Origin of the sequence: Actinoalloteichus sp. GBA129-24 (assembly GCF_001941645.1) — a bacterium.
Classification (GTDB): domain Bacteria; phylum Actinomycetota; class Actinomycetes; order Mycobacteriales; family Pseudonocardiaceae; genus Actinoalloteichus_A; species Actinoalloteichus_A fjordicus.
The window spans coordinates 4,837,299-4,853,854 of the sequence record NZ_CP016077.1 but is presented as its reverse complement, the minus strand read 5'-3'; the positions used below and the strand labels follow the sequence as shown (position 1 = coordinate 4,853,854).

Here is a 16,556-nt window from a genome sequence, read left to right as displayed (position 1 = left end):
TGATCACCGCCAGGCCGGGCTCGGATCGAAGTCCCGCGTCCGGTCGACGCTGTCGTATCGAGGTGAATGGCGTCGGAGGTGAGTCGATTCAGTACGCGCAGGCGATCGACGTCACATTCATGTGGTGCCACCGGGTGCGAGACGCCCGAGACTATTGCGGAGCGTGACAACCAACTTCACCCATTCGGCTGAATCGGATTGCGCGAGCCTCACGGGGCTTGCGCCGAACGGCGGTGTCGGGTCCAGTGCGTGGCGGCTGGCGACGGGTGGTCGATGTCGTCACCGTGCGTGTTCCGGCTGCGTGCGGATATCGGGGCCGGGTGGTCACTCGGGCTGGCGGCATAACCGATTCGGTCCCCGCCGAAAAAGTAGATACACGGCCCCGCTGGACCGGGGGTGATCCGGGGAAATAGCGGATCGGGCGACGGGAATGGAGATACCCGGTTCGGTGCTTGGGGAACGCGACGGAGGCGCCCGGTCACCGAAGGTCCGGTCACCGGAATTGCACGGTGCGTATGCATTTCCAGGGTGCAGGCGGAGTGGAGCGAAAGGTCGCTCCGACTGCCGACGGGAATCTCGGCGAGCCACTGTTCACTGTCGGTTCGCCGCGTCGATTTCGCGCCTCGGTCATTCGTGTCGTCGGCAGGCTCGAATCAACCCGGCGTCGTCGACGCGGACGCCCGCTGCCGGTCGTTCAGCCGTCGTCCTGCGATGCCTCGGCGGCGATACCAGGCGCCGGCGTGGCAGACGAAGGAGGAGGTGGGCCGAACCCGCCCGAGATCCGCGTCGGTGCCGTCCGCCTGCCAACTCGGCGGTGACGTGCTCAGGCGATCAGGCCGCCGCAGGTCTCGCCGCAGTGTGCTCGCCGCAGGCCGCCCTGCCGGGCCGCAACGACGGATGACGCTCCGGTCGGCGGTCCGGCCGACGGACGAGCGCGCGACTGCGATCCCCCGCCCAGGCGGGGTCTGCCCGCATCCCGGCCCGAGCGTCGCGACGGACGTCCGGGACGGATCGGCGCCTGCCCCGATCGGCCTGCCTCAGCCGCTGGTCTCCTCGTCCGGCGGCGGGTCCTGGCCGTCGTCGCCACCACCGTCGTCGTCTCCGCCGCCTGGTGGGGTGTCGTCAGTCGGAGCGGGGGCCTCGGTGGGCGACGGGGTCGGGGCGGCGGGCGTGGTGGTCTCCGGCGGCTCGGTGGGCTCAGACGGGGGCGGCTCCGGGACGGTCGTGGCGTCACTCCCGTCGGGCCGGCCGTTCTGCGGCGGTGGGGCGGGCTGATACCCCGGATCAGCACCGCCCGGATCGGCGCCCTCGTCGATCGGGGTGCTGGACTCGGTGGTGTTGGTGGGTGTGTGCTGCTCCGTGGTCTGATCCGGATCTGAACCCGACGGCACCCGGGCATCGTCGGCGTCGTTCCCGGAGAGCAGCGTGCTGATGACGAGCACGACCGCCGCGACCGCGAGCACGCCGCCGCCTGCCAGCACGGCGGGCTTGCGCCAGAAGGGCTCCGGCGGCGGGGGCGGGGTACGCCTCGACGGCCGGGCCGCTCCCGGTCGGACCTCGCCGGGCTCTGCGTAGCCGGGGTGGGTGTGGCCGGGCGGAGACTGACCGGCGTGGGTGCGGGCGGGGCGGGCGTCGAGCCGTGTCGCGCCTGCCTGGGCACCTGCGGCGGACCCGGCGGCGATGGTGGTCGCCTGCGCTCCGGGCGGGGTGGTCGGCCCGGTGGGGGCCAAGACGGTGTGCCCACCGTCGCCGGAGTCGTGCAGCGGCGTCAGCCCGGTCGCGGTGCCGCCGCCCGCCACCTCGGCGAGGACACGCTGCGTCTCGGGCATGGTGATCCGCTGTTCGGGATCGGCCGCCAGCATGTGCATCAGCACCGGGGTCAGTTCGCCTGCCCGCTCCGGCGGCTTGAAGTCGCCCGCCGCGACGGCGTGCAGGATGGCCAGGCCGTTGTCACTGGTGCCGAAGGGCGGCAACCCCTCGATCGCCGCGTAGAGCGTGGAGCCGAGCGAGAAGACGTCGGAGGCGGGCAGCGACGGACGTCCCTTGGCCACTTCGGGCGCCAGATACGCGGGGGTGCCCGCGAGCATCCCCGTCTTGGTGACGGTGACGTCACCGGCCGCGCGCGAGATCCCGAAGTCGACGATCTTCACGATGCCGTCCTCGCCCAGCAGCACGTTCCCCGGCTTGACGTCCCGGTGCACGACGCCCGCGACGTGTGCGGCGTGCAGCGCCGAGGCGACCTGGGTGCCGATCCTGGCGACCTCCCGGATGTCCATCGGGCCTTCGGCGGCCATGGTGGCCGAGAGGTTGCGCGAGGCCATGTACTCCATGACGAGGCACGGCTGCTCGTCGTGCTCGACGACGTCGTAGACCGAGATCGCATGGGGATGCTGGAGCCGAGCGGCGATCCGCCCCTCGCGGAAGGCCCGTTCCCGAGCCTCCTCGGCAGCGGACTCCTCCAGGCCGGGCGACAGGAGAAGCTGCTTGACCGCCACGACGCGACCGAGCCGCTCGTCCTGTGCCTTCCAGACGACGCCCATCGCACCGCTGCCGATACGGTCCAGCAGGCGGTAGCGTCCCGCGACCAGCCGCCCTTCCTGATCCACCCGTTCCTCCGTACGTCGCTCCGTGACCACGAAAGCGCATTGGTTCTCGCCGTGTCCCGACTCGCACCCGAGGGGGTCGCCCTGGGTCGATCGGCTCGAAGAGTCTGACAGGAGGCGATCCGGCGTCGATCACTGGTGTGGCCTGTCCGTGATCTTCCGGCCGAGCCCCGTGCGTGCCCCGACCCCGTTGATCTCGACCGGTCGTCGGAGGAGCCGTGCCTGCGTCGGGCTGTCGTCGTCCTGGCCCGGCCGCAGTCCGCGTCGCACGTGCCGCCCTGGGCATTCCGGCGACTCGCGCGCCGGACGAGGACGGTCGCACCGCATCGTCGGCCCCGGTACTACGGTACGTGGCCGGCGGCGGCCTGCTGCCGCGCGAAGCCGTCGAGCATCGCCCGCAGTCCCGCCTCGTACTGTTCGTCTGGTCGGTAGCCCTCGGCCATCGCCTCGACGAGATGAGGATAGTCGGCCGGGCTGATCGCCTCGCGCGGTGCCCGGGTTGGCCCGCCCAGCGGCGCCCCCACCTCGGCGAGGACGAAGCCGATGGTGAACGCGCGGCAGGCGTGGGTGATCTCCATGGCGGACCTGGCGGTGAGGCCTTCCTCCCGCAGCCTGCCGACGGCCCGATCGGCGGGCCCGAGCACCGAGGCCGTGTAGGCGGGCCTTGTCGCGATCACCGCAACGGCATGGGGATGCCGCCGCAGCACCTCGCGCAGTCGTCGCAGGTAGACGGCCAGCATCTCGGGCCACGGGCCGGGGAGGGCGGCCGCGTCGACGTCGACCTCGGAGTACACCGCCTCCACGACGCCGTCGAAGAGGGCGGCCTTGTCCGGCAGGTGGTAGTAGACGGCCATCGCGTCGACGCCGAGTTCGGCGCCGAGCCTGCGCATGGACAGCGCGTCCAGTCCGTCTCGGTCGATCACGGCGAGGGCGGTGTGGATGATGCGCTCGCGGCTCAGCACGGGCCTGCGGGTGGCCATGGCCCGCCAGATTACCGACCAGAGTCCGGCCTGCTCCCGGTGCCCCGAGGAGGCAGCGCTGCCACGGCGTGGCGCAGCGCGCGGGCGAAGGAGTCGGGATGGGTGCGGAACGACGTGTGATGACCGGGGAAGTCGACGAACTCGACGCCGAGGAGTCCCGCCAGGACCTCGCCCGCGCGGTGGTAGTAGAAGGATCTGCTCTCCCGGCCGCCCGCGAACAGGATCGGCACGCCGCAGGCGCGGAGCGCGGCGACGTCGGGGACGTGGGAGACCAGCGGCGCGACCTCCCTGGCCATCAGGAACTCGACGTTGCCGAGCAGCCGTGCCCGATGCCTGCCCTCCGGCGTCTCGGCGGCGGGGGCGGACCGCCTGCGTGACCACCGGTCCGCGAGTCGAAGGGCGACGGGCAGCGCGGCGGCGGCCGTCCGACGTCCGGCCGGATGTCGGAGCAGCGTGGGCGGCCGGTGCCTGCCGATCGTCGAGCTGAACAACAGGAACGCGGGCAGGGCCCCCTCCTCGCGGGTCACGCGATCGATCTCGACGAAGAACGCCGCCTGTTCCTCGGCGTCCGGCAGCACGGTGATGATCGGCGGCTCGTGGGCCACGAGACCGCTGACCGACGCCGGATGCCGAAGCGCCAGTTCGAGGCCGATGGTCGCGCCGGAGCTGTTGCCGAACACCAGACCTGCGTCGGCGCCTGCGGCGGTCAGTGCGGCTCTGGCGTCGCCGCACTGCTGGGGCAGGCTCAGGGGCGCCCCGTCGTCCCGGTCGAGCCTGCTGCGGGAGTTGCCGCGCCGGTCGTAGGTCAGCACCGTGTGGGTCTCGGCGAGACGATCGCCGACCGCGGAGTAAGAGCCTGTCCTTGATCCCCACTGTCCTGTTGCGCGGGGCCAGCGCGGCGATCTGCGGCGTTGTCGTCAGTCGACATAACTCCGTTATGTCTTTTTCCTCCGCCTGGCAGCTCATCCACGCTGATCCCCGCTCACGACTCCAGGGGGATCAAAGACAGGCTCTAAGAGCCTGCGTCGCCGCCCCCGCCCGCGATCAGCGGCAGCGCGGGCCCGCTGCCGCGTCGTTCGACGTGAAGTACACCGCCGTCCACCTCGATGACGTCGATGTCCGGTCTGTTCGCCATGTCCGAGTCCCCTGCGCGTCCTGAGTTGCCATGCGGGCCCGCCGCCGTCGCGCTGTCGGAGCGGCGGGCCGCCTGCTCTCGGCCGGTCCGTCCTGCGGCGTCTGCCGTGTTCTACGATGTAGAAAATTACTCTACGGCGTAGAAATCAACGAGAGGGCTCGGATGGGGACGCGGGACAGGCCGGAACGATCCTCGGCGCACCGGGACGGAGGTGCCGGGGTGCGGGGCGCGCTGCGCCGCTGGATGTATCTGCCCTACGGCCTGTTGACGAGCGCGGTCGCCGTGGCCGTCTTCCTCCAGGCGGTGCTGGCCGGACAGTTCCTCTCCGGGACGTTCGGCTCCCTGCAACGACATCAGGACGGCGCTGCGCTGACCGACATGCTGCTGATCACCGCGATCCTGGTCGCGATCCCGCTGCGGTGGCCGGGACGTGGCCCCCGCTGGCCGATCTTCGCGCCGCTCGGTCTGCTCAGTCTCACCATCGCCCAGAACGTGGCGGGCTTCGAACGGGTGCTCACCGTGCACATCCCGCTCGGGGTGACGATCATCCTGCTCGCCGCGCTGCTGGCGGTGCGGTCCTGGCGGCTCGTCCCGCATCAGGGGCCTGCCCCGGAGACGGGCGCGTCTGCCGAGACCCCGGCCGACGCCGACCGGCCCCGTACCACGGCGCAGACCGCCCCGGCCCCGACCACGGCGAGGAGCAGCGCATGACCTCGCTGACCAGACGGAATCTGCTGCGCGGTCTGGGACTCGGGGCGGTCGGCGCGGCGATCGGCGTGCCGCTCGTCGCCGGGATCGCCGGGTCCGACTCGACGGGCCTGCTGCTGACCAGCCGCCTCCCGCTGCCCACGCCCTTCACCCTGCCCGCCGTGATCCCGCCCGTGCTCGCTCCGACTCGGGTCGACGCGGCGGCCGATCACTACGAGCTGACCCAGCGCGCCGCCCGGGTGGAGATCATTCCGGGCGTCTCGACCGAGATCTGGGGCTACGACGGCCGATTCCCCGGCCCCACGATCGTCTCCCGGCGGGGCAGGCGGACCGTGGTCCGGCATCGCAACGAGCTGCCGGTGCCCGCCGTGGTGCACCTGCACGGCGGCCACACCCCGCCGGAGCACGACGGTTACCCCACCGACCTGATCCTGCCGGTCGGGACGTCCGCCGAGCCGCATCGCGGCGGCGGCGTGCTCGCCGAGGGGGAACGGAGCTACGACTATCCGCTGGACCAGCGCGCCGCGACCCTCTGGTACCACGACCATCGGATGGACTTCACCGCGCCGAGCGTCTGGCGTGGCCTGGCGGGCTTCCACCTGGTGACCGACGACGAGGAGGACGCCCTCCCGCTGCCCCGTGGCGAGCGCGATCTGCCGTTGATGATCGCCGACCGGTCCTTCGCGGCCGACGGGACGCTGCACTATCCGAGCCTCGACCCGACGCTGTCCGGCCGGCCGGGCGTCCAGGAGCCCTATGCGGGCGGCGTGCTCGGGGACGTGATCCTGGTGAACGGCGTGCCGTGGCCGCTGGCGGAGGTGCGCGGGGCCCGGTATCGGCTCCGCCTGCTCAACGCCTCCAACGCCCGCCGCTATCGGCTGGCCCTGGACCCGCCCCCGCCGGGCGGCGGCGGCCTCGTCCAGATCGGCACCGATGCGGGCCTGCTCGCCGCGCCGGTCCGGCACGACGCCGTCGAGCTGGCCTCGGCCCAACGCTGCGACGTGATCGTCGACTTCGGACGGTATCGACCGGGCACCGAGGTGACGCTGATCAACGAGTTCGGCGCCGGGTCGACGGCGTCGGTGCTGCGGTTCCGCGTCGGCGAGCGCATTGCCGACGACACCGCGATTCCGGAGCGGCTCAGCGAGATCGTTCCATTGGACCCGGCCGAGGCGGTCGTCACCCGCACCCTGCGCTTCCAGTCGACGCGACTGCACGGGATGTCGGGCTGGACGGTCAACGGCAGGCCGTTCCACCCCGACGAGGTCCACGCCGAACCCCGGCTGGGCACTGTGGAGATCTGGCGGCTGATCTCCGACTTCCATCACCCCGTGCACCTGCACCTGAGCCCGTTCCAGGTGCTCTCACGCGGCACCGGCGGCCCCGGCCCGTACGACCACGGCTGGCAGGACACCATCGACGTGCGCCCGGCGGAGGAGGCCGCGATCATCGTGCGCTTCGAGCGGTATGCGGGGCGATACGTGTTCCACTGCCACAACCTGGAGCACGAGGACATGATGATGATGGCGAACCTGGTCACCGTGGAGTGAGCGTGCCGCTGCCGATGCCGTCCGGTCGGCGAGGTGCGGACGGCATCGGCAGCGGTGTTCTGGGCCGATCAATCGCGGCGGGTGCCTGCTCGACGTCCTCAGTCGCCGTTCTCGAAGGCCGCGCGGTGCTCGCGGACCCACGCGGCGAAACTCAGCGCTGGCCGCCCCAGGACCCGCTGCACGTCGTCGGTCACGAAGTCGGCGTCTCCCCGGCGGAACTGATCCAGGCCGTACTCGGTCACCTTGACGATAGATTCGTCCATCCCGGCGGCGAGCATCTGCTGCCGAACGGTCGCCAGGTCGACCTCGACGACGGGCACCGGCCGGTCGAGTTCCGCCGCGAGCACCGCAGCCTGGTCGGGAACGCTCAGCGTCTCGGGGCCGGTGAGGGTGTAGACCGTGCCGTCGTGCTCGGGCGACAGCAGCGCCGTCGTCGCGACCTCGGCCACGTCGCGGGGATCGACCACGCCCTGGGCGCCGGTGCCCGACATGTTCGGCACCGGCAGTCCCGCGCGAACGGACTCGGCCCACTGCAGGGCGTTGGAGGCGAAGCCCGCCGGGCGCAGCACCGTCCAGGCCAGCCCGCTGCCCCGCACCGCCTGCTCGCCGGGAAGATGCCAGTCGGCGGGGCGGGTCCCGGTGGGGTCCTCGCCGGTGCTGATCGCGGAGAGCTTGACGATGCGCTGCACCCCCGCCGTGGTCGCCGCCGCGACGAGGTTCTGCTCCTGTTCCGGCAGGCGAGGGCCGAAGGCGGTGAGCAGGAAGACCGTGTCCACGCCTGCCAGCGCCGCGGGCAGTGACTCGGGCTGGTCGAGATCGCCGCGCACGATCTGTTCGGCGGACAGGGCGGACGTCGCCGCGAGCCGCTCGGGGTCGCGGGTCATCGCACGGACCTCGGCGCCGTGCTGGCGGAGAGCGGACAGGACCAGGCTGCCGATGGTGCCGGTGGCACCGGTGATCAGGATCATGGCGACGACCCTGTCGGGCAGGAGCGAGGAACTATAGGAAGATTCGGCGGTCGGCTGCGGTGCCGCGTCCGGGCCGGGGCGGTTAACGTGCCGGTATGAGCGCGATGCCAGCGCCGCCTGTGGTCGAGGCGGCTCCGGTGCAGGCGGGTCGCCGGGAGACACTGCCCGTGCACTCGGCGCTGCGCCCGTGGATCGAGTCGGTCAGCCTCGACGACGTCGGCGGCATGACGGGCCCGCGACGCCGCCGCACCCAGCCGCCGGACCCGGCCACCGCCCTGGTGTGGCGCATCACGGCCGAAGGTGACAGCGACCTGCTCGTGCTGGGCCCGCGTACCCACGCGGCCTACCGCGCAGGGAAGGAGCTGCCGCTGTGCGTGCAGCTTCGCATTCGGCCCGGCCACGCTCAGACGCTCCTCGGCGTGGCCGTCGACGAGATCGCCGACCGCACCGTGCCGTTGCGCACGCTGTGGGGCAGGCAGGCCGCGCTGCTGGCCGAGGAGTTGACCGAACTCGGCGTCGACCCGCCCGGCGTGCTGCATCGACTGGAGACGACGCTGCTCGGCCGCCTGACGAGCCGGGCCGGGCCGGGGCTCGATCGGGCGGGTCTCCTGCGGGAGGCCACCGCCCGACTGGCAGGCGGGCTGCGCCGGACCCCTGAGCGACTCGGCGACGCCGCCCGCGATCTGGGACTCAGCGAGCGGCAGTTGCGCACCGTCTTCACCAGGGCCGTCGGCCTCTCCCCGCGTCGCTTCGCCCGCGTCACCCGGGTGCGGACGGTCCTGGCCGCCACCGGCGCGGGCGTGGGCTCCTGGTCCCGGCTGGCCGCCGACGCGGGCTACTACGACCAGTCGCACCTGACGGCGGAGTTCCGCGAGGTCATGCAGGTGACGCCGGGCCGCTTCGCGGCGGGCAGTCTGCCGGAGGCTGTGCCGTGCCGGAGCTGAGGACTTCGCTGCCTCGCCTCGGCGGGTTGCGGGCGGTCGTCTCGTCGTCGGTGTGACCGGCGGAGTGCGGTGCGGGGGCGGCAGGTCAACCCCGTGACGGACTTCGCCGCTCCGGCCGAGGGCGGGCTGGAGACCCTCCACTCTGGAGTGACCTGGATCACGTGGTCGAAAGCGGGGTTCCGACGCCCTAAACTCCCTGGTCAACAAGTATCGGCCCCGCGCATGCGGGGATGTCTCGTAGTCGACCGCAGCACCCATCGCCGCACCGACATCGGCCCGCGTACGTGGACCCGACTCGTTGGTCAGCGGCGTAGTCGGTTGAGGAGGGTGACGAGGATGGTGCGGTCTCGGGGTGCCAGTGCGGTGGCGGGGAGGCTGTCGGCCGTCGCGGTCCGGAGGGTGTCGATGACCTCTTCGAGGAAGGCGATGCCGGGGTCGGTGAGTGCCAGTCGTTTCTCGTTGCCTCGGCCGGTGACGGTGAGGTAGCCGCGGTCGGCGAGGCGGGTGACGCTGTGGTCGAGGCTGCGGGGTGGGAGGTCGAGTGCGGTGTTGGTGATGGCCTTGCGCATGGGTCGGGGTGCGCGGGCGAGCAGGCGCAGGAGTCGGTAGTCGTAGACGGTGATGCCGTGGTTGTTGCGCAGGGCGTCGGCGGGTTGCACGGTCCAGCGTTGGACGGCGGCGATCAGCGTCTCCCACATCACCCAGGGCTCGGCCGCCACGGTGCCCGCGCCGACGGCGACATCCAGGGGAACCGGCGGAACGGGCGGGCCTGCGGGCTTCGCCGTACCGGGCGCGATCGGCGGCGGCGAGGCTGCTCCCGCCCGCGTGATCGCCGCCGGTGTCGAGCGCGTCCCGTCGGATGTCGAGCCGTGGGCCGGAGGGCCGGACAGCACTGGAACATCGGTCGGCCTGGTGACGGACATTCGCCGTTCTCTCCTTCGGATAGCCGTGGTGGGTTCGGGTGTCGTGCCGTCCTCGGTCGCATCGGCGGAGCAGACAGCCGACCTGCCGAACGGGCTCGATGACGTGCGGAGCAGGCAGAGGGTGCAGGGAGCGCCGTCGCCGGGCCGGAGGTGGTCGACGGGGTCACCGACGTGGAACACCTGCCCGCACCGGGCGATGAGCGCGGCGGGCGGCTCGGCGGCGGGGCCGAGTTCGATGACGTGCACCGGGACGGTGCCGGGCCGGCGGACGTAGGCCCGCGCAACGGGTTCGGCGTCGTCCTCCGTCATCGGAGCGGTGTCGACGCCGATGATCACGGCCCGACAGTCGAGACAGTCGGCGGTGTGGGTGGCGGGGATGCCCAGCAGGACCTCGGCGGGCGGTGGCCCGATGACCACCAGCGCGCCGCAGAGGGCGGCGACCTGCTCGCCGTCGACCGGCATCGGATCGCCCGCCGGAACCGGGACCTGATGGCGGTCGAGGAACAGCCCCGCTGCGGGAAGGACGTCCTGCTCGACGAGCATCGGTTCGGCGGCGATCTCGCGCTCGCCGCTCATGTCCTGCCGCCGGTGATCACCAGGACATAAGGCCGAATTCTGGCTGCCTGCAACCGGTGTACGACCCGGACGACCTTGCGCGTGGTCAGGGTGTTCATCGCACGAGCACCAGGTGTCGCGGGCGTGGTGCGGCGGGGTCGAGCGCGTCGGCGAGGCAGCGCGGGCAGCGGTGTTCGTCGAAGTAGGGCACCGCGATCGGCTCCCGGTTGATCGCGGTGAACTCGGCGGTGGGCTCGCAGATCGGACGGATGCGAGCGCGCCCGTCGGCCGTCCAGTGCTCATGGTCGGCGCGGTGGGTGCCGCCGTCGTCGACGGTGCGGACGAACCACGGGCCGAGCCCGGTCATCGGCGGCCGCCGGGGATGACCTGGAGGGCGGCGGCGAGAGCGGAACTCCCGGCGCGAACGTCGGTACCGAGGTCGGCAGCGCTTCCGACGTCGTCGCGGCTGACCTCGGCGACCGAGCCGCCCATCGCGGTGTCGGTGGCCGCGCGGGCGGCGGCCAGCGCCCGGCGAAGTGCGTCGCCGAGCTCGGGGACGCGATCGGCATGCACGAGCCAGCGGCCCCGTGTCGAGGTGCGGCTGCGGATGGAGACTTCCACGCCGTCCGGCCGGGGACGGAACTGGAGCCGTCGAATGCCGGTGATGCCGTCGATCGCGGGCAGGTCGATCGCGCGCCCGGCCCAGAGCGCGTCGAGGACGTCGACCGCGTCGGTCGGGCTGATGGCGGCCCGGATCGGATCGTGACCGGGTCGGACGCCCTCGACGAGCACACCGTGCGCGCCCGAGGTGACGAACATGATGCCGCTCCTGACGTCGGTGTCGGGGTCGGTATGGGTATGGGTGTCGAGGAACAACGCGGCGAGAGTCGTCATGGCCGCACCGCCACGGCGTCGAGTCGTTCCTCGGCCAGCCGGGCCAGGATCGAGGAGAGCGCGACCGTGCGGAGGTGCGCGTGTTCGCGGGTCGGGGGAGTGCGGTAACCCCAGACGGTCAGCGGGAACCCGGTGGCCAACAGGAACATGCCGAGCGCGACGAGGCCGATCACACGACACCACCTCCCTGCGTTTGGCGGTGATGACCGAGTGCCCGCGTCCGGTCGAAAGCGGCCGCATGCTGCTTGTTCTCGCCGCAGCCCGTGACTGTCGCAATGTGGAGCCGAACCGGCGACCTCCCTGACGCGCTCTTCTCGCGCCGGGAGTCGGGCGTGGTCGCCCAGACCGCCACGAGGACAGCAGTGGGGGTCGGCAGATCGATGATCAGGGACTTAAGGGACATGAGTAGCCTCCCTAGCGGGAAGAAGGACTAGTGGTGCAAAGTTGTGCCGGTTGAGTATCAGCATGGCGCACCGTTCGGCACAATGCCCTGATCGGGTGGACACTCAGGCGTGCAGTCCCGGCTACCCTCTGGCACATGGTCGGTGCCACACCACGTGCAGCCGCGATTGGGCGAGAACTCCGCCGTGCCCGTGAAGATGCCGGGCTTACGGCCCGACAGCTTGCGCTTCGCCTCGGCAAAGCGCATACGACGGTCGGACGTTGGGAATCCGGCGAGCGTGCGCCGAAGCCCGTCGATCTAGCTGCTGCTTTGGCGATCCTCGATGTTGAGAGCGCACTGCGAGACGAACTAGTCGAACTAGCACGCGACACCGACGGCACGAAATGGGTCGCCGTCGGGCTGCCTGAGCAGACGAGGCAGATGGCCGCGATCTTGGAGACCGAGGAGCAGGCCACCCGAATCACGAGCCTGGCGCTCACCCTCATTCCTGGACTCATCCAGACGCGCGAGTATGCCCAGGCCATCATCGGTGGGGGTGGGCTTGGTGCCGACGAAGTTCGTGCCAGAGTTGCAACGAGGGTCAGCCGCCGAGACGTCCTCACGCGTCGCCGACATCCAGCCGCTTACCTCGCGCTCATTGACGAGAGTGCCCTACACAGAGGCATCGGGGACCGCGAGGTGATGGCTGACCAGCTACGGGTGATCCTCGACATGGCCAAGCGGCCCAACATTGAGATCCGCATCATTCCGCTCGGGTCTGGGTGGCACCCTGGGCTGGAGGGACCATTCGAGCTTTATGAACGTCCGGACGGGCAGGCCCTCATACACGTCGAGAACCGACGAAGCGGCCTGTTCTTCCACGAGGTTGATGACGTCGCGGCTTATCAAAACGCCGCAGACGTCGTCGCCGACGTGGCGATGAGCCCGGCCGAGTCCGTCACGCTCATCGCCGAGATCGCCACTGCACTGGAAAGGACGTCATGACGCGACCGCAGCAGCCAACCATTTGGCGGAAGTCGAGCCGATCGCAGAACACAACCAACTGCGTCGAGATCGGCCGCACCCCCGGCCGAGTCGGCATCCGCGACACTAAGAACCGCGACGGCGGCACCCTCATCGTCGGTCGCGCCGACTTCAGCAGCTTCCTCCGCGCGGTCAAGGCCGACAGGCTCGGCTGACCATCGTGCCCACGGGCGGTGTCGAGTGACCCCTTCGCTCGACACCGCCCGTTCGCTGCTTCGCGCAGAACATGCACCGCCCCGGCTGTCGGGGGCGTCGTGCGGTCCGACACCATAGGCAATGTCACCGATGGTGAGGAGTCGGATCGTGTCCGTGATCGAGGTCGTCGCGGAGCTGCGCCGTGCTTATGCCTTACTCGTCGATGCCCTCGCCGCCACCGCCCATGCCGAACAGGCGATCGACGACGGCTCCACCACCTTCGACGCCGCAACCACCGGCTCGACTCAACCCGCAGTCGATTCGGCCCGACACTGTGCCCTCGCCGCAGCCGACGACATCCGCGCCGCGCGAGCAGCCCTCGTCGCCGCGCAAGACGTCATCGACGCCTACTGCCAAGAGATCGCCGGACACGGCATCATCGACGGCACGACGATCACCGGCCCAACCGGCACGAAACCCACACCGCCCCCCGCGACATCCCCGCCGAACCAGCCGAGCGCCCCCGCACCCCCGCAGAGCGCTACGTCGCCGAGATCGCCGAACTCCAACGCGGCGGCGTCAAGATCAGCCCCGACCAAGTCGTCCGAGTAGCCCGGCACCAACGCGGCCACCTGGTGTGGCTGGAACTTGGACACGAGGATTTTTCGGGACAAGCGCATATCTTGAAGCCAAGTCGAGTTGAGCAATTTGAGAAAGGTGGGATAAGTCGTGAAGATATCACCGATCTTGTCTTCAGCTGTCTCGAACGGGAAAAATGCGTGGGGCGCCATAAGGATGCCGAAGTGTACGAGTTTGAGCGCGATGGTGAAATTCGACGTATCGCCATCGTGGTGGGTAGCAACGGGTGTCTTGTAACTGCCTACTTCTTCGGAAGAAAAAGGAAGCTGTCGCGTGAATTCTGAAAAAGTTGATCTGGAAATACTTGTGGGATACAGTCAAGATCCGCTCCTGTTCGATGCGCAGGATGATGACGCCTGGTACCATGCTCCGGAAGAAGCGGGGGATTTTTTCCACCTCAGCGAAGGCCTGGTTCGGGAACTTGAAGCATGGGACCATGAATATCAGGATACGCTGAATATCGACGACCCCAGGGAATCAAGGTTCCCCTCGGAAAATGCCTATCATACTTGGCTGAATAAGGGGAGAGAGCTCGCTTCGCGTATCAAGCGCGAATCCCCTAACGTCGGCCGTGTCGGCTACCAGGCCCGAGGCGAGTACCAGCCTGGCGAATGTGTCTTCTAATTCCCGAGCGGATCACCGTCTCCTGGTTGCCGACACGACCTCTCGTCGTCGGCTGATCAAAACATGCAGGTGCCGTCTTCGTAGTAGCCGTTGGCCTGGTAGTCGATGCTGACGGCGATCGTGGACTCCTGTTTGATGCGGGCGGCGAGTTTCTTGCCGCGTTCGATCCAGGCGTGTTCTTCATCTTTGTCGTCGAAGCCGGAGTTCTGGCCTTCGACGAGGTCGATTTGGGCCTGCCAGTGGTCGTCCCATGCGGTGAGGTCGCGGACGAGACCCTCGCTGAGCCCGAGGTATTCTCCCGTCTCCTCGATAGACCAGTTGTATCCCTCGCTGTCGTCGCGCTTGTAGTAAAAGGGTCCCTGGAACCATCCAGTGAGTATCCCGATTCTGATCGTCATGTTGTCTTCCTCTGGTGTTTGTGCGGGCGGATCTTGTTCTCATCGCCGCCGTCGTGTGGCAGCTAGAACACGCAGGTGCCGTCTTCGTAGTAGCCGTTGGCCTGGTAGTCCACGCTGGCGACAAGTGGTGATTCCTGTTTAATGCGGATGGCCAGGGCCTTGCCCCGTTCGATCCATTCGTGTTTCTCCTCATCGGTGTCGAAGCCGGAGTTCCGGCCGTCGGCGAGGTCGAGTGTGTTCTGCCATTCGTCGTCCCAGACGGTGAGGTCGCGAACGAGACCAGCGCTGAGTCCGAGATGCTCTCCCGCTGCCTCCGCCGACCAGTTCTCCATGGCACCCTCGTATGTGTAGAAGAAGGGGCCCTGTTCATAGCCTGCGAGAATCGCGATATCGAGCGTCATGGTGTCTGCCTCCGGTGCTTGTGTGAGCGGATCTTCCTCTGATCCTCGATACTGAGGGGATGGGCGGTGACGATGTAGCCATTGGAGGAGATCAAAACGCCGAACCGTCGCCGTTCACCGTCGAACTCCACCTCGTAGACCTCACGATCTACTCCGACGTAGCCGACGTGCTCACCGTGCTCGATGCCCGTGAAGATCAGGTCCACCACGCGATGCTGGGGCACACCCTTATCGGCGAACTGCCGCGCCCGTTTCGGCCGCAGAATGTGGGCGTTTCCGCGGGAGTCGATGTCGCCGGTTTCCAGCCATACCAGGTGGCCTTGCTGGTGGCGGCCCATGCGAATGACCTTCTCGGGGCTGATCTTCGTTCCCTTGCGGCGAAGCTCGGCGATCTCCTCGGCATAGCGGACTTCCGGTGCGGGTTGCCGGTCGGTGTCCGTCGGGGGACTGGTGGACGGCGGCCGAGTCGTCGTCTCCTCGGTGGAGGATGACACCGAGGGCAGTACGCCGGCGTCGTTGATGCCGTGTCCGGCGATTTCGTGGCAGTAGCCGTCGATGAGGTCCTGCGCCTGGCCGAACAGGGCGTGGGCCGCGCGGACCTCCTCACCGGACGCGCGGGCCAGGTGGTTGACCTGCTCGACCTCGGGTTGCGCCGAACTGAGGGTGGCGGTGGCGAAGACGGCCGCGCCGTCGGTGATCGCCGCGTCGGCTTCGGCCGTCGCCCGCCGGGCCTCGGTCAGCAGGGCATGGGCTTGACGCAGTTGCTCGACCACGTCCGTGACCGAAACGGCTCGACTCCTCACTGCTGGTAACCGGTGATGGGTGTGATGATGCCGGACGCCCCCATGCCCCGGTCGCACGGGTGCGCGGCCGGGGCACGGGGGCGGAACGTCAGACTGCGGAAACGCCGATCCCACAACGGGTGAGATCGCGGTGGGTGATGGTCAGCGTGCAGCGCGGGTGCGCGGCGCCGAGGAGATCGGCCAGCAGCAGGACCACTGCGGGCGATCGGTGCCACCCGCCCGTGCACCCGACCGCGATGTGAACCGCCCGGCTGTCGCGCGCCTGCGCGGCCATGATCCGGGCGCCGAAGGCGAACCGCCGACCCGACTGGACGATGCCCGGCCCAGTGTAGAACTGGCAGTCACGACACCCCATGCTCACGGCGACCTTCTCTCGGACCCGGTGTTCACCGGCACCGGCATATCTCGCGGGTGGCTCGCCGTACCTGGCTGTGATCAACTAGCGTCAAGGAGTAGCGCGCCTACATAGCGCCTTGGAGGTGTCGACCAAGAAATCTGCCAGAAGAAGAGTGAAATCCAGCAGGCAGACGGTCTGCATCGCCCTCGTCAGACCCGGCACCACGCGAGGGAGACCCGTCTCACTCGCTGATCAGTGTCGACGCTCGCACCGGCACCCCGCTCCGCACCGGGCGGTTCCGCCGAAGGGGGCGGGTCGATCACCATCCCGGTCGGGGCGCATGTCGTAGTCCTGGTAGCGCTCACGCTGGCATCGGGGCCGTTGTACCTCGACGCCGCGCCGGTACGCCCGCAATTCTGCGCGGGCGCGATCACCGACTGGGCGAGCCGCCTGCTGCCGACCACGCTCGACGCGACCGCCCTCACTGCTACCCACAACGCCGGGTACCTCGCATGGGTCACCCTCGCCTGATC

Annotated in this window: 21 protein-coding genes and 1 pseudogene; 9 read left to right on the top strand and 13 right to left on the bottom strand. The window is 69.6% G+C overall.

Annotation, left to right across the window (positions count from 1 at the left end; all coding sequences use genetic code 11):
• Positions 1–1,037: 1,037 nt before the first annotated feature.
• From UA75_RS20815 to UA75_RS34960, 4 genes and pseudogenes are all read right to left on the bottom strand, one after another.
• On the bottom strand, positions 1,038–2,606 hold the full coding sequence (locus UA75_RS20815; RefSeq protein WP_075741693.1) for a serine/threonine-protein kinase: 1,569 nt from the start codon (positions 2,604–2,606) through the stop codon (positions 1,038–1,040).
• Between the two features lie 338 nt (positions 2,607–2,944).
• Entirely contained in the window at positions 2,945–3,583 is a 639-nt protein-coding gene (locus UA75_RS20810) for a TetR/AcrR family transcriptional regulator (protein WP_075741692.1), read from the bottom strand.
• Positions 3,584–3,594: 11 nt separating this feature from the next.
• Positions 3,595–4,416, bottom strand: a pseudogene (locus UA75_RS20805) (alpha/beta fold hydrolase); the annotation flags it as partial.
• Between the two features lie 179 nt (positions 4,417–4,595).
• Positions 4,596–4,718: a hypothetical protein gene (locus UA75_RS34960; RefSeq protein ID WP_257787480.1), complete on the bottom strand. Its 123-nt coding sequence runs from the start codon at positions 4,716–4,718 to the stop codon at positions 4,596–4,598.
• 162 nt (positions 4,719–4,880) lie between these two features.
• Between UA75_RS34960 and UA75_RS20800 the strand changes: the two genes are divergently transcribed.
• Together UA75_RS20800 and UA75_RS20795 are read left to right on the top strand one after the other, a co-directional pair.
• Positions 4,881–5,429 (top strand): hypothetical protein, encoded by a 549-nt coding sequence (locus tag UA75_RS20800; protein ID WP_075741690.1) that lies wholly within the window; start codon positions 4,881–4,883, stop codon positions 5,427–5,429.
• Positions 5,426–6,976, top strand: coding sequence for a multicopper oxidase family protein (locus UA75_RS20795; RefSeq protein ID WP_075741689.1), 1,551 nt, complete (start codon positions 5,426–5,428; stop codon positions 6,974–6,976). Before UA75_RS20800 ends, UA75_RS20795 begins: the two co-directional genes overlap by 4 nt.
• A gap of 98 nt (positions 6,977–7,074) precedes the next feature.
• Here the strand turns inward: UA75_RS20795 and UA75_RS20790 are convergent, their stop codons facing one another.
• A complete protein-coding gene (locus UA75_RS20790) occupies positions 7,075–7,944 on the bottom strand; it encodes an NAD(P)H-binding protein (protein ID WP_075741688.1) in 870 nt (289 codons plus the stop codon).
• Positions 7,945–8,039: 95 nt separating this feature from the next.
• On the opposite strand from UA75_RS20790, the gene UA75_RS20785 reads away from it, so the two are divergent.
• Complete coding sequence (locus tag UA75_RS20785) at positions 8,040–8,888, top strand: helix-turn-helix domain-containing protein (RefSeq protein ID WP_083690825.1); 849 nt, start codon at positions 8,040–8,042, stop codon at positions 8,886–8,888.
• A 302-nt stretch (positions 8,889–9,190) separates the two neighbouring features.
• Here the strand turns inward: UA75_RS20785 and UA75_RS20780 are convergent, their stop codons facing one another.
• The 4 genes from UA75_RS20780 to UA75_RS33275 form a co-directional block, all read right to left on the bottom strand.
• Positions 9,191–10,387 (bottom strand): MarR family winged helix-turn-helix transcriptional regulator, encoded by a 1,197-nt coding sequence (locus UA75_RS20780; protein WP_075741687.1) that lies wholly within the window; start codon positions 10,385–10,387, stop codon positions 9,191–9,193.
• A gap of 94 nt (positions 10,388–10,481) precedes the next feature.
• Positions 10,482–10,733, bottom strand: a complete 252-nt coding sequence (locus UA75_RS20775; protein ID WP_075741686.1) for a hypothetical protein — start codon at positions 10,731–10,733, stop codon at positions 10,482–10,484.
• Positions 10,730–11,260: a hypothetical protein gene (locus UA75_RS20770; protein ID WP_075741685.1), complete on the bottom strand. Its 531-nt coding sequence runs from the start codon at positions 11,258–11,260 to the stop codon at positions 10,730–10,732. Before UA75_RS20770 ends, UA75_RS20775 begins: the two co-directional genes overlap by 4 nt.
• Positions 11,257–11,433: a hypothetical protein gene (locus UA75_RS33275; protein ID WP_157434335.1), complete on the bottom strand. Its 177-nt coding sequence runs from the start codon at positions 11,431–11,433 to the stop codon at positions 11,257–11,259. Before UA75_RS33275 ends, UA75_RS20770 begins: the two co-directional genes overlap by 4 nt.
• Before the next feature lie 365 nt (positions 11,434–11,798).
• Between UA75_RS33275 and UA75_RS20765 the strand changes: the two genes are divergently transcribed.
• From UA75_RS20765 to UA75_RS33260, 5 genes are all read left to right on the top strand, one after another.
• Positions 11,799–12,647 carry a helix-turn-helix domain-containing protein gene (locus tag UA75_RS20765; protein ID WP_075741684.1) on the top strand — a complete coding sequence of 283 codons (849 nt, stop codon included), beginning with the start codon at positions 11,799–11,801 and terminating at the stop codon, positions 12,645–12,647.
• Positions 12,644–12,841 (top strand): DUF397 domain-containing protein, encoded by a 198-nt coding sequence (locus tag UA75_RS20760; RefSeq protein ID WP_075741683.1) that lies wholly within the window; start codon positions 12,644–12,646, stop codon positions 12,839–12,841. Before UA75_RS20765 ends, UA75_RS20760 begins: the two co-directional genes overlap by 4 nt.
• A gap of 148 nt (positions 12,842–12,989) precedes the next feature.
• The gene (locus UA75_RS33270; protein WP_157434334.1) at positions 12,990–13,433 is read left to right on the top strand and encodes a hypothetical protein; all 444 of its coding nucleotides are present in this window, start codon (positions 12,990–12,992) and stop codon (positions 13,431–13,433) included.
• A gap of 23 nt (positions 13,434–13,456) precedes the next feature.
• Positions 13,457–13,744 carry a hypothetical protein gene (locus UA75_RS33265; RefSeq protein WP_157434333.1) on the top strand — a complete coding sequence of 96 codons (288 nt, stop codon included), beginning with the start codon at positions 13,457–13,459 and terminating at the stop codon, positions 13,742–13,744.
• Positions 13,734–14,084, top strand: a complete 351-nt coding sequence (locus tag UA75_RS33260) for a hypothetical protein (protein ID WP_157434332.1) — start codon at positions 13,734–13,736, stop codon at positions 14,082–14,084. Before UA75_RS33265 ends, UA75_RS33260 begins: the two co-directional genes overlap by 11 nt.
• 56 nt (positions 14,085–14,140) lie before the next feature.
• Here UA75_RS33260 and UA75_RS20745 read toward each other — a convergent pair whose 3' ends face one another.
• The 4 genes from UA75_RS20745 to UA75_RS20730 all read right to left on the bottom strand — a co-directional run bounded on the left by UA75_RS20745 (position 14,141) and on the right by UA75_RS20730 (position 16,041).
• A complete protein-coding gene (locus tag UA75_RS20745; protein WP_075741680.1) occupies positions 14,141–14,482 on the bottom strand; it encodes a hypothetical protein in 342 nt (113 codons plus the stop codon).
• Positions 14,483–14,544: 62 nt separating this feature from the next.
• Entirely contained in the window at positions 14,545–14,883 is a 339-nt protein-coding gene (locus UA75_RS20740; protein WP_075741679.1) for a hypothetical protein, read from the bottom strand.
• Positions 14,880–15,800: a hypothetical protein gene (locus tag UA75_RS32050; RefSeq protein WP_157434331.1), complete on the bottom strand. Its 921-nt coding sequence runs from the start codon at positions 15,798–15,800 to the stop codon at positions 14,880–14,882. The genes UA75_RS20740 and UA75_RS32050 overlap by 4 nt, the downstream gene beginning before the upstream one ends.
• Positions 15,775–16,041, bottom strand: a complete 267-nt coding sequence (locus tag UA75_RS20730; RefSeq protein ID WP_157434642.1) for an RNase adapter RapZ — start codon at positions 16,039–16,041, stop codon at positions 15,775–15,777. Before UA75_RS20730 ends, UA75_RS32050 begins: the two co-directional genes overlap by 26 nt.
• Positions 16,042–16,278: 237 nt before the next feature.
• Here UA75_RS20730 and UA75_RS20725 point away from each other — a divergent pair, with 237 nt between their 5' ends.
• Positions 16,279–16,554: a hypothetical protein gene (locus UA75_RS20725; protein WP_075741677.1), complete on the top strand. Its 276-nt coding sequence runs from the start codon at positions 16,279–16,281 to the stop codon at positions 16,552–16,554.
• Positions 16,555–16,556 lie beyond the last annotated feature (2 nt).

Excerpts from the sequence above, each read along its gene's own strand:
- UA75_RS20775 (WP_075741686.1), bottom strand. The coding sequence starts at position 10,733 with ATGACCGGGCTCGGCCCGTGGTTCGTCCGCACCGTCGACGACGGCGGC.
- UA75_RS20795 (WP_075741689.1), top strand. The coding sequence starts at position 5,426 with ATGACCTCGCTGACCAGACGGAATCTGCTGCGCGGTCTGGGACTCGGG.
- UA75_RS20785 (WP_083690825.1), top strand. The coding sequence starts at position 8,040 with ATGAGCGCGATGCCAGCGCCGCCTGTGGTCGAGGCGGCTCCGGTGCAG.
- UA75_RS20730 (WP_157434642.1), bottom strand. The coding sequence starts at position 16,041 with ATGGGGTGTCGTGACTGCCAGTTCTACACTGGGCCGGGCATCGTCCAG.
- UA75_RS20765 (WP_075741684.1), top strand. The coding sequence starts at position 11,799 with ATGGTCGGTGCCACACCACGTGCAGCCGCGATTGGGCGAGAACTCCGC.
- UA75_RS20800 (WP_075741690.1), top strand. The coding sequence starts at position 4,881 with ATGGGGACGCGGGACAGGCCGGAACGATCCTCGGCGCACCGGGACGGA.
- UA75_RS20770 (WP_075741685.1), bottom strand. The coding sequence starts at position 11,260 with ATGACGACTCTCGCCGCGTTGTTCCTCGACACCCATACCCATACCGAC.
- UA75_RS20760 (WP_075741683.1), top strand. The coding sequence starts at position 12,644 with ATGACGCGACCGCAGCAGCCAACCATTTGGCGGAAGTCGAGCCGATCG.
- UA75_RS20780 (WP_075741687.1), bottom strand. The coding sequence starts at position 10,387 with ATGAGCGGCGAGCGCGAGATCGCCGCCGAACCGATGCTCGTCGAGCAG.
- UA75_RS20745 (WP_075741680.1), bottom strand. The coding sequence starts at position 14,482 with ATGACGATCAGAATCGGGATACTCACTGGATGGTTCCAGGGACCCTTT.
- UA75_RS20810 (WP_075741692.1), bottom strand. The coding sequence starts at position 3,583 with ATGGCCACCCGCAGGCCCGTGCTGAGCCGCGAGCGCATCATCCACACC.
- UA75_RS20740 (WP_075741679.1), bottom strand. The coding sequence starts at position 14,883 with ATGACGCTCGATATCGCGATTCTCGCAGGCTATGAACAGGGCCCCTTC.
- UA75_RS34960 (WP_257787480.1), bottom strand. The coding sequence starts at position 4,718 with ATGGCGAACAGACCGGACATCGACGTCATCGAGGTGGACGGCGGTGTA.
- UA75_RS20790 (WP_075741688.1), bottom strand. The coding sequence starts at position 7,944 with ATGATCCTGATCACCGGTGCCACCGGCACCATCGGCAGCCTGGTCCTG.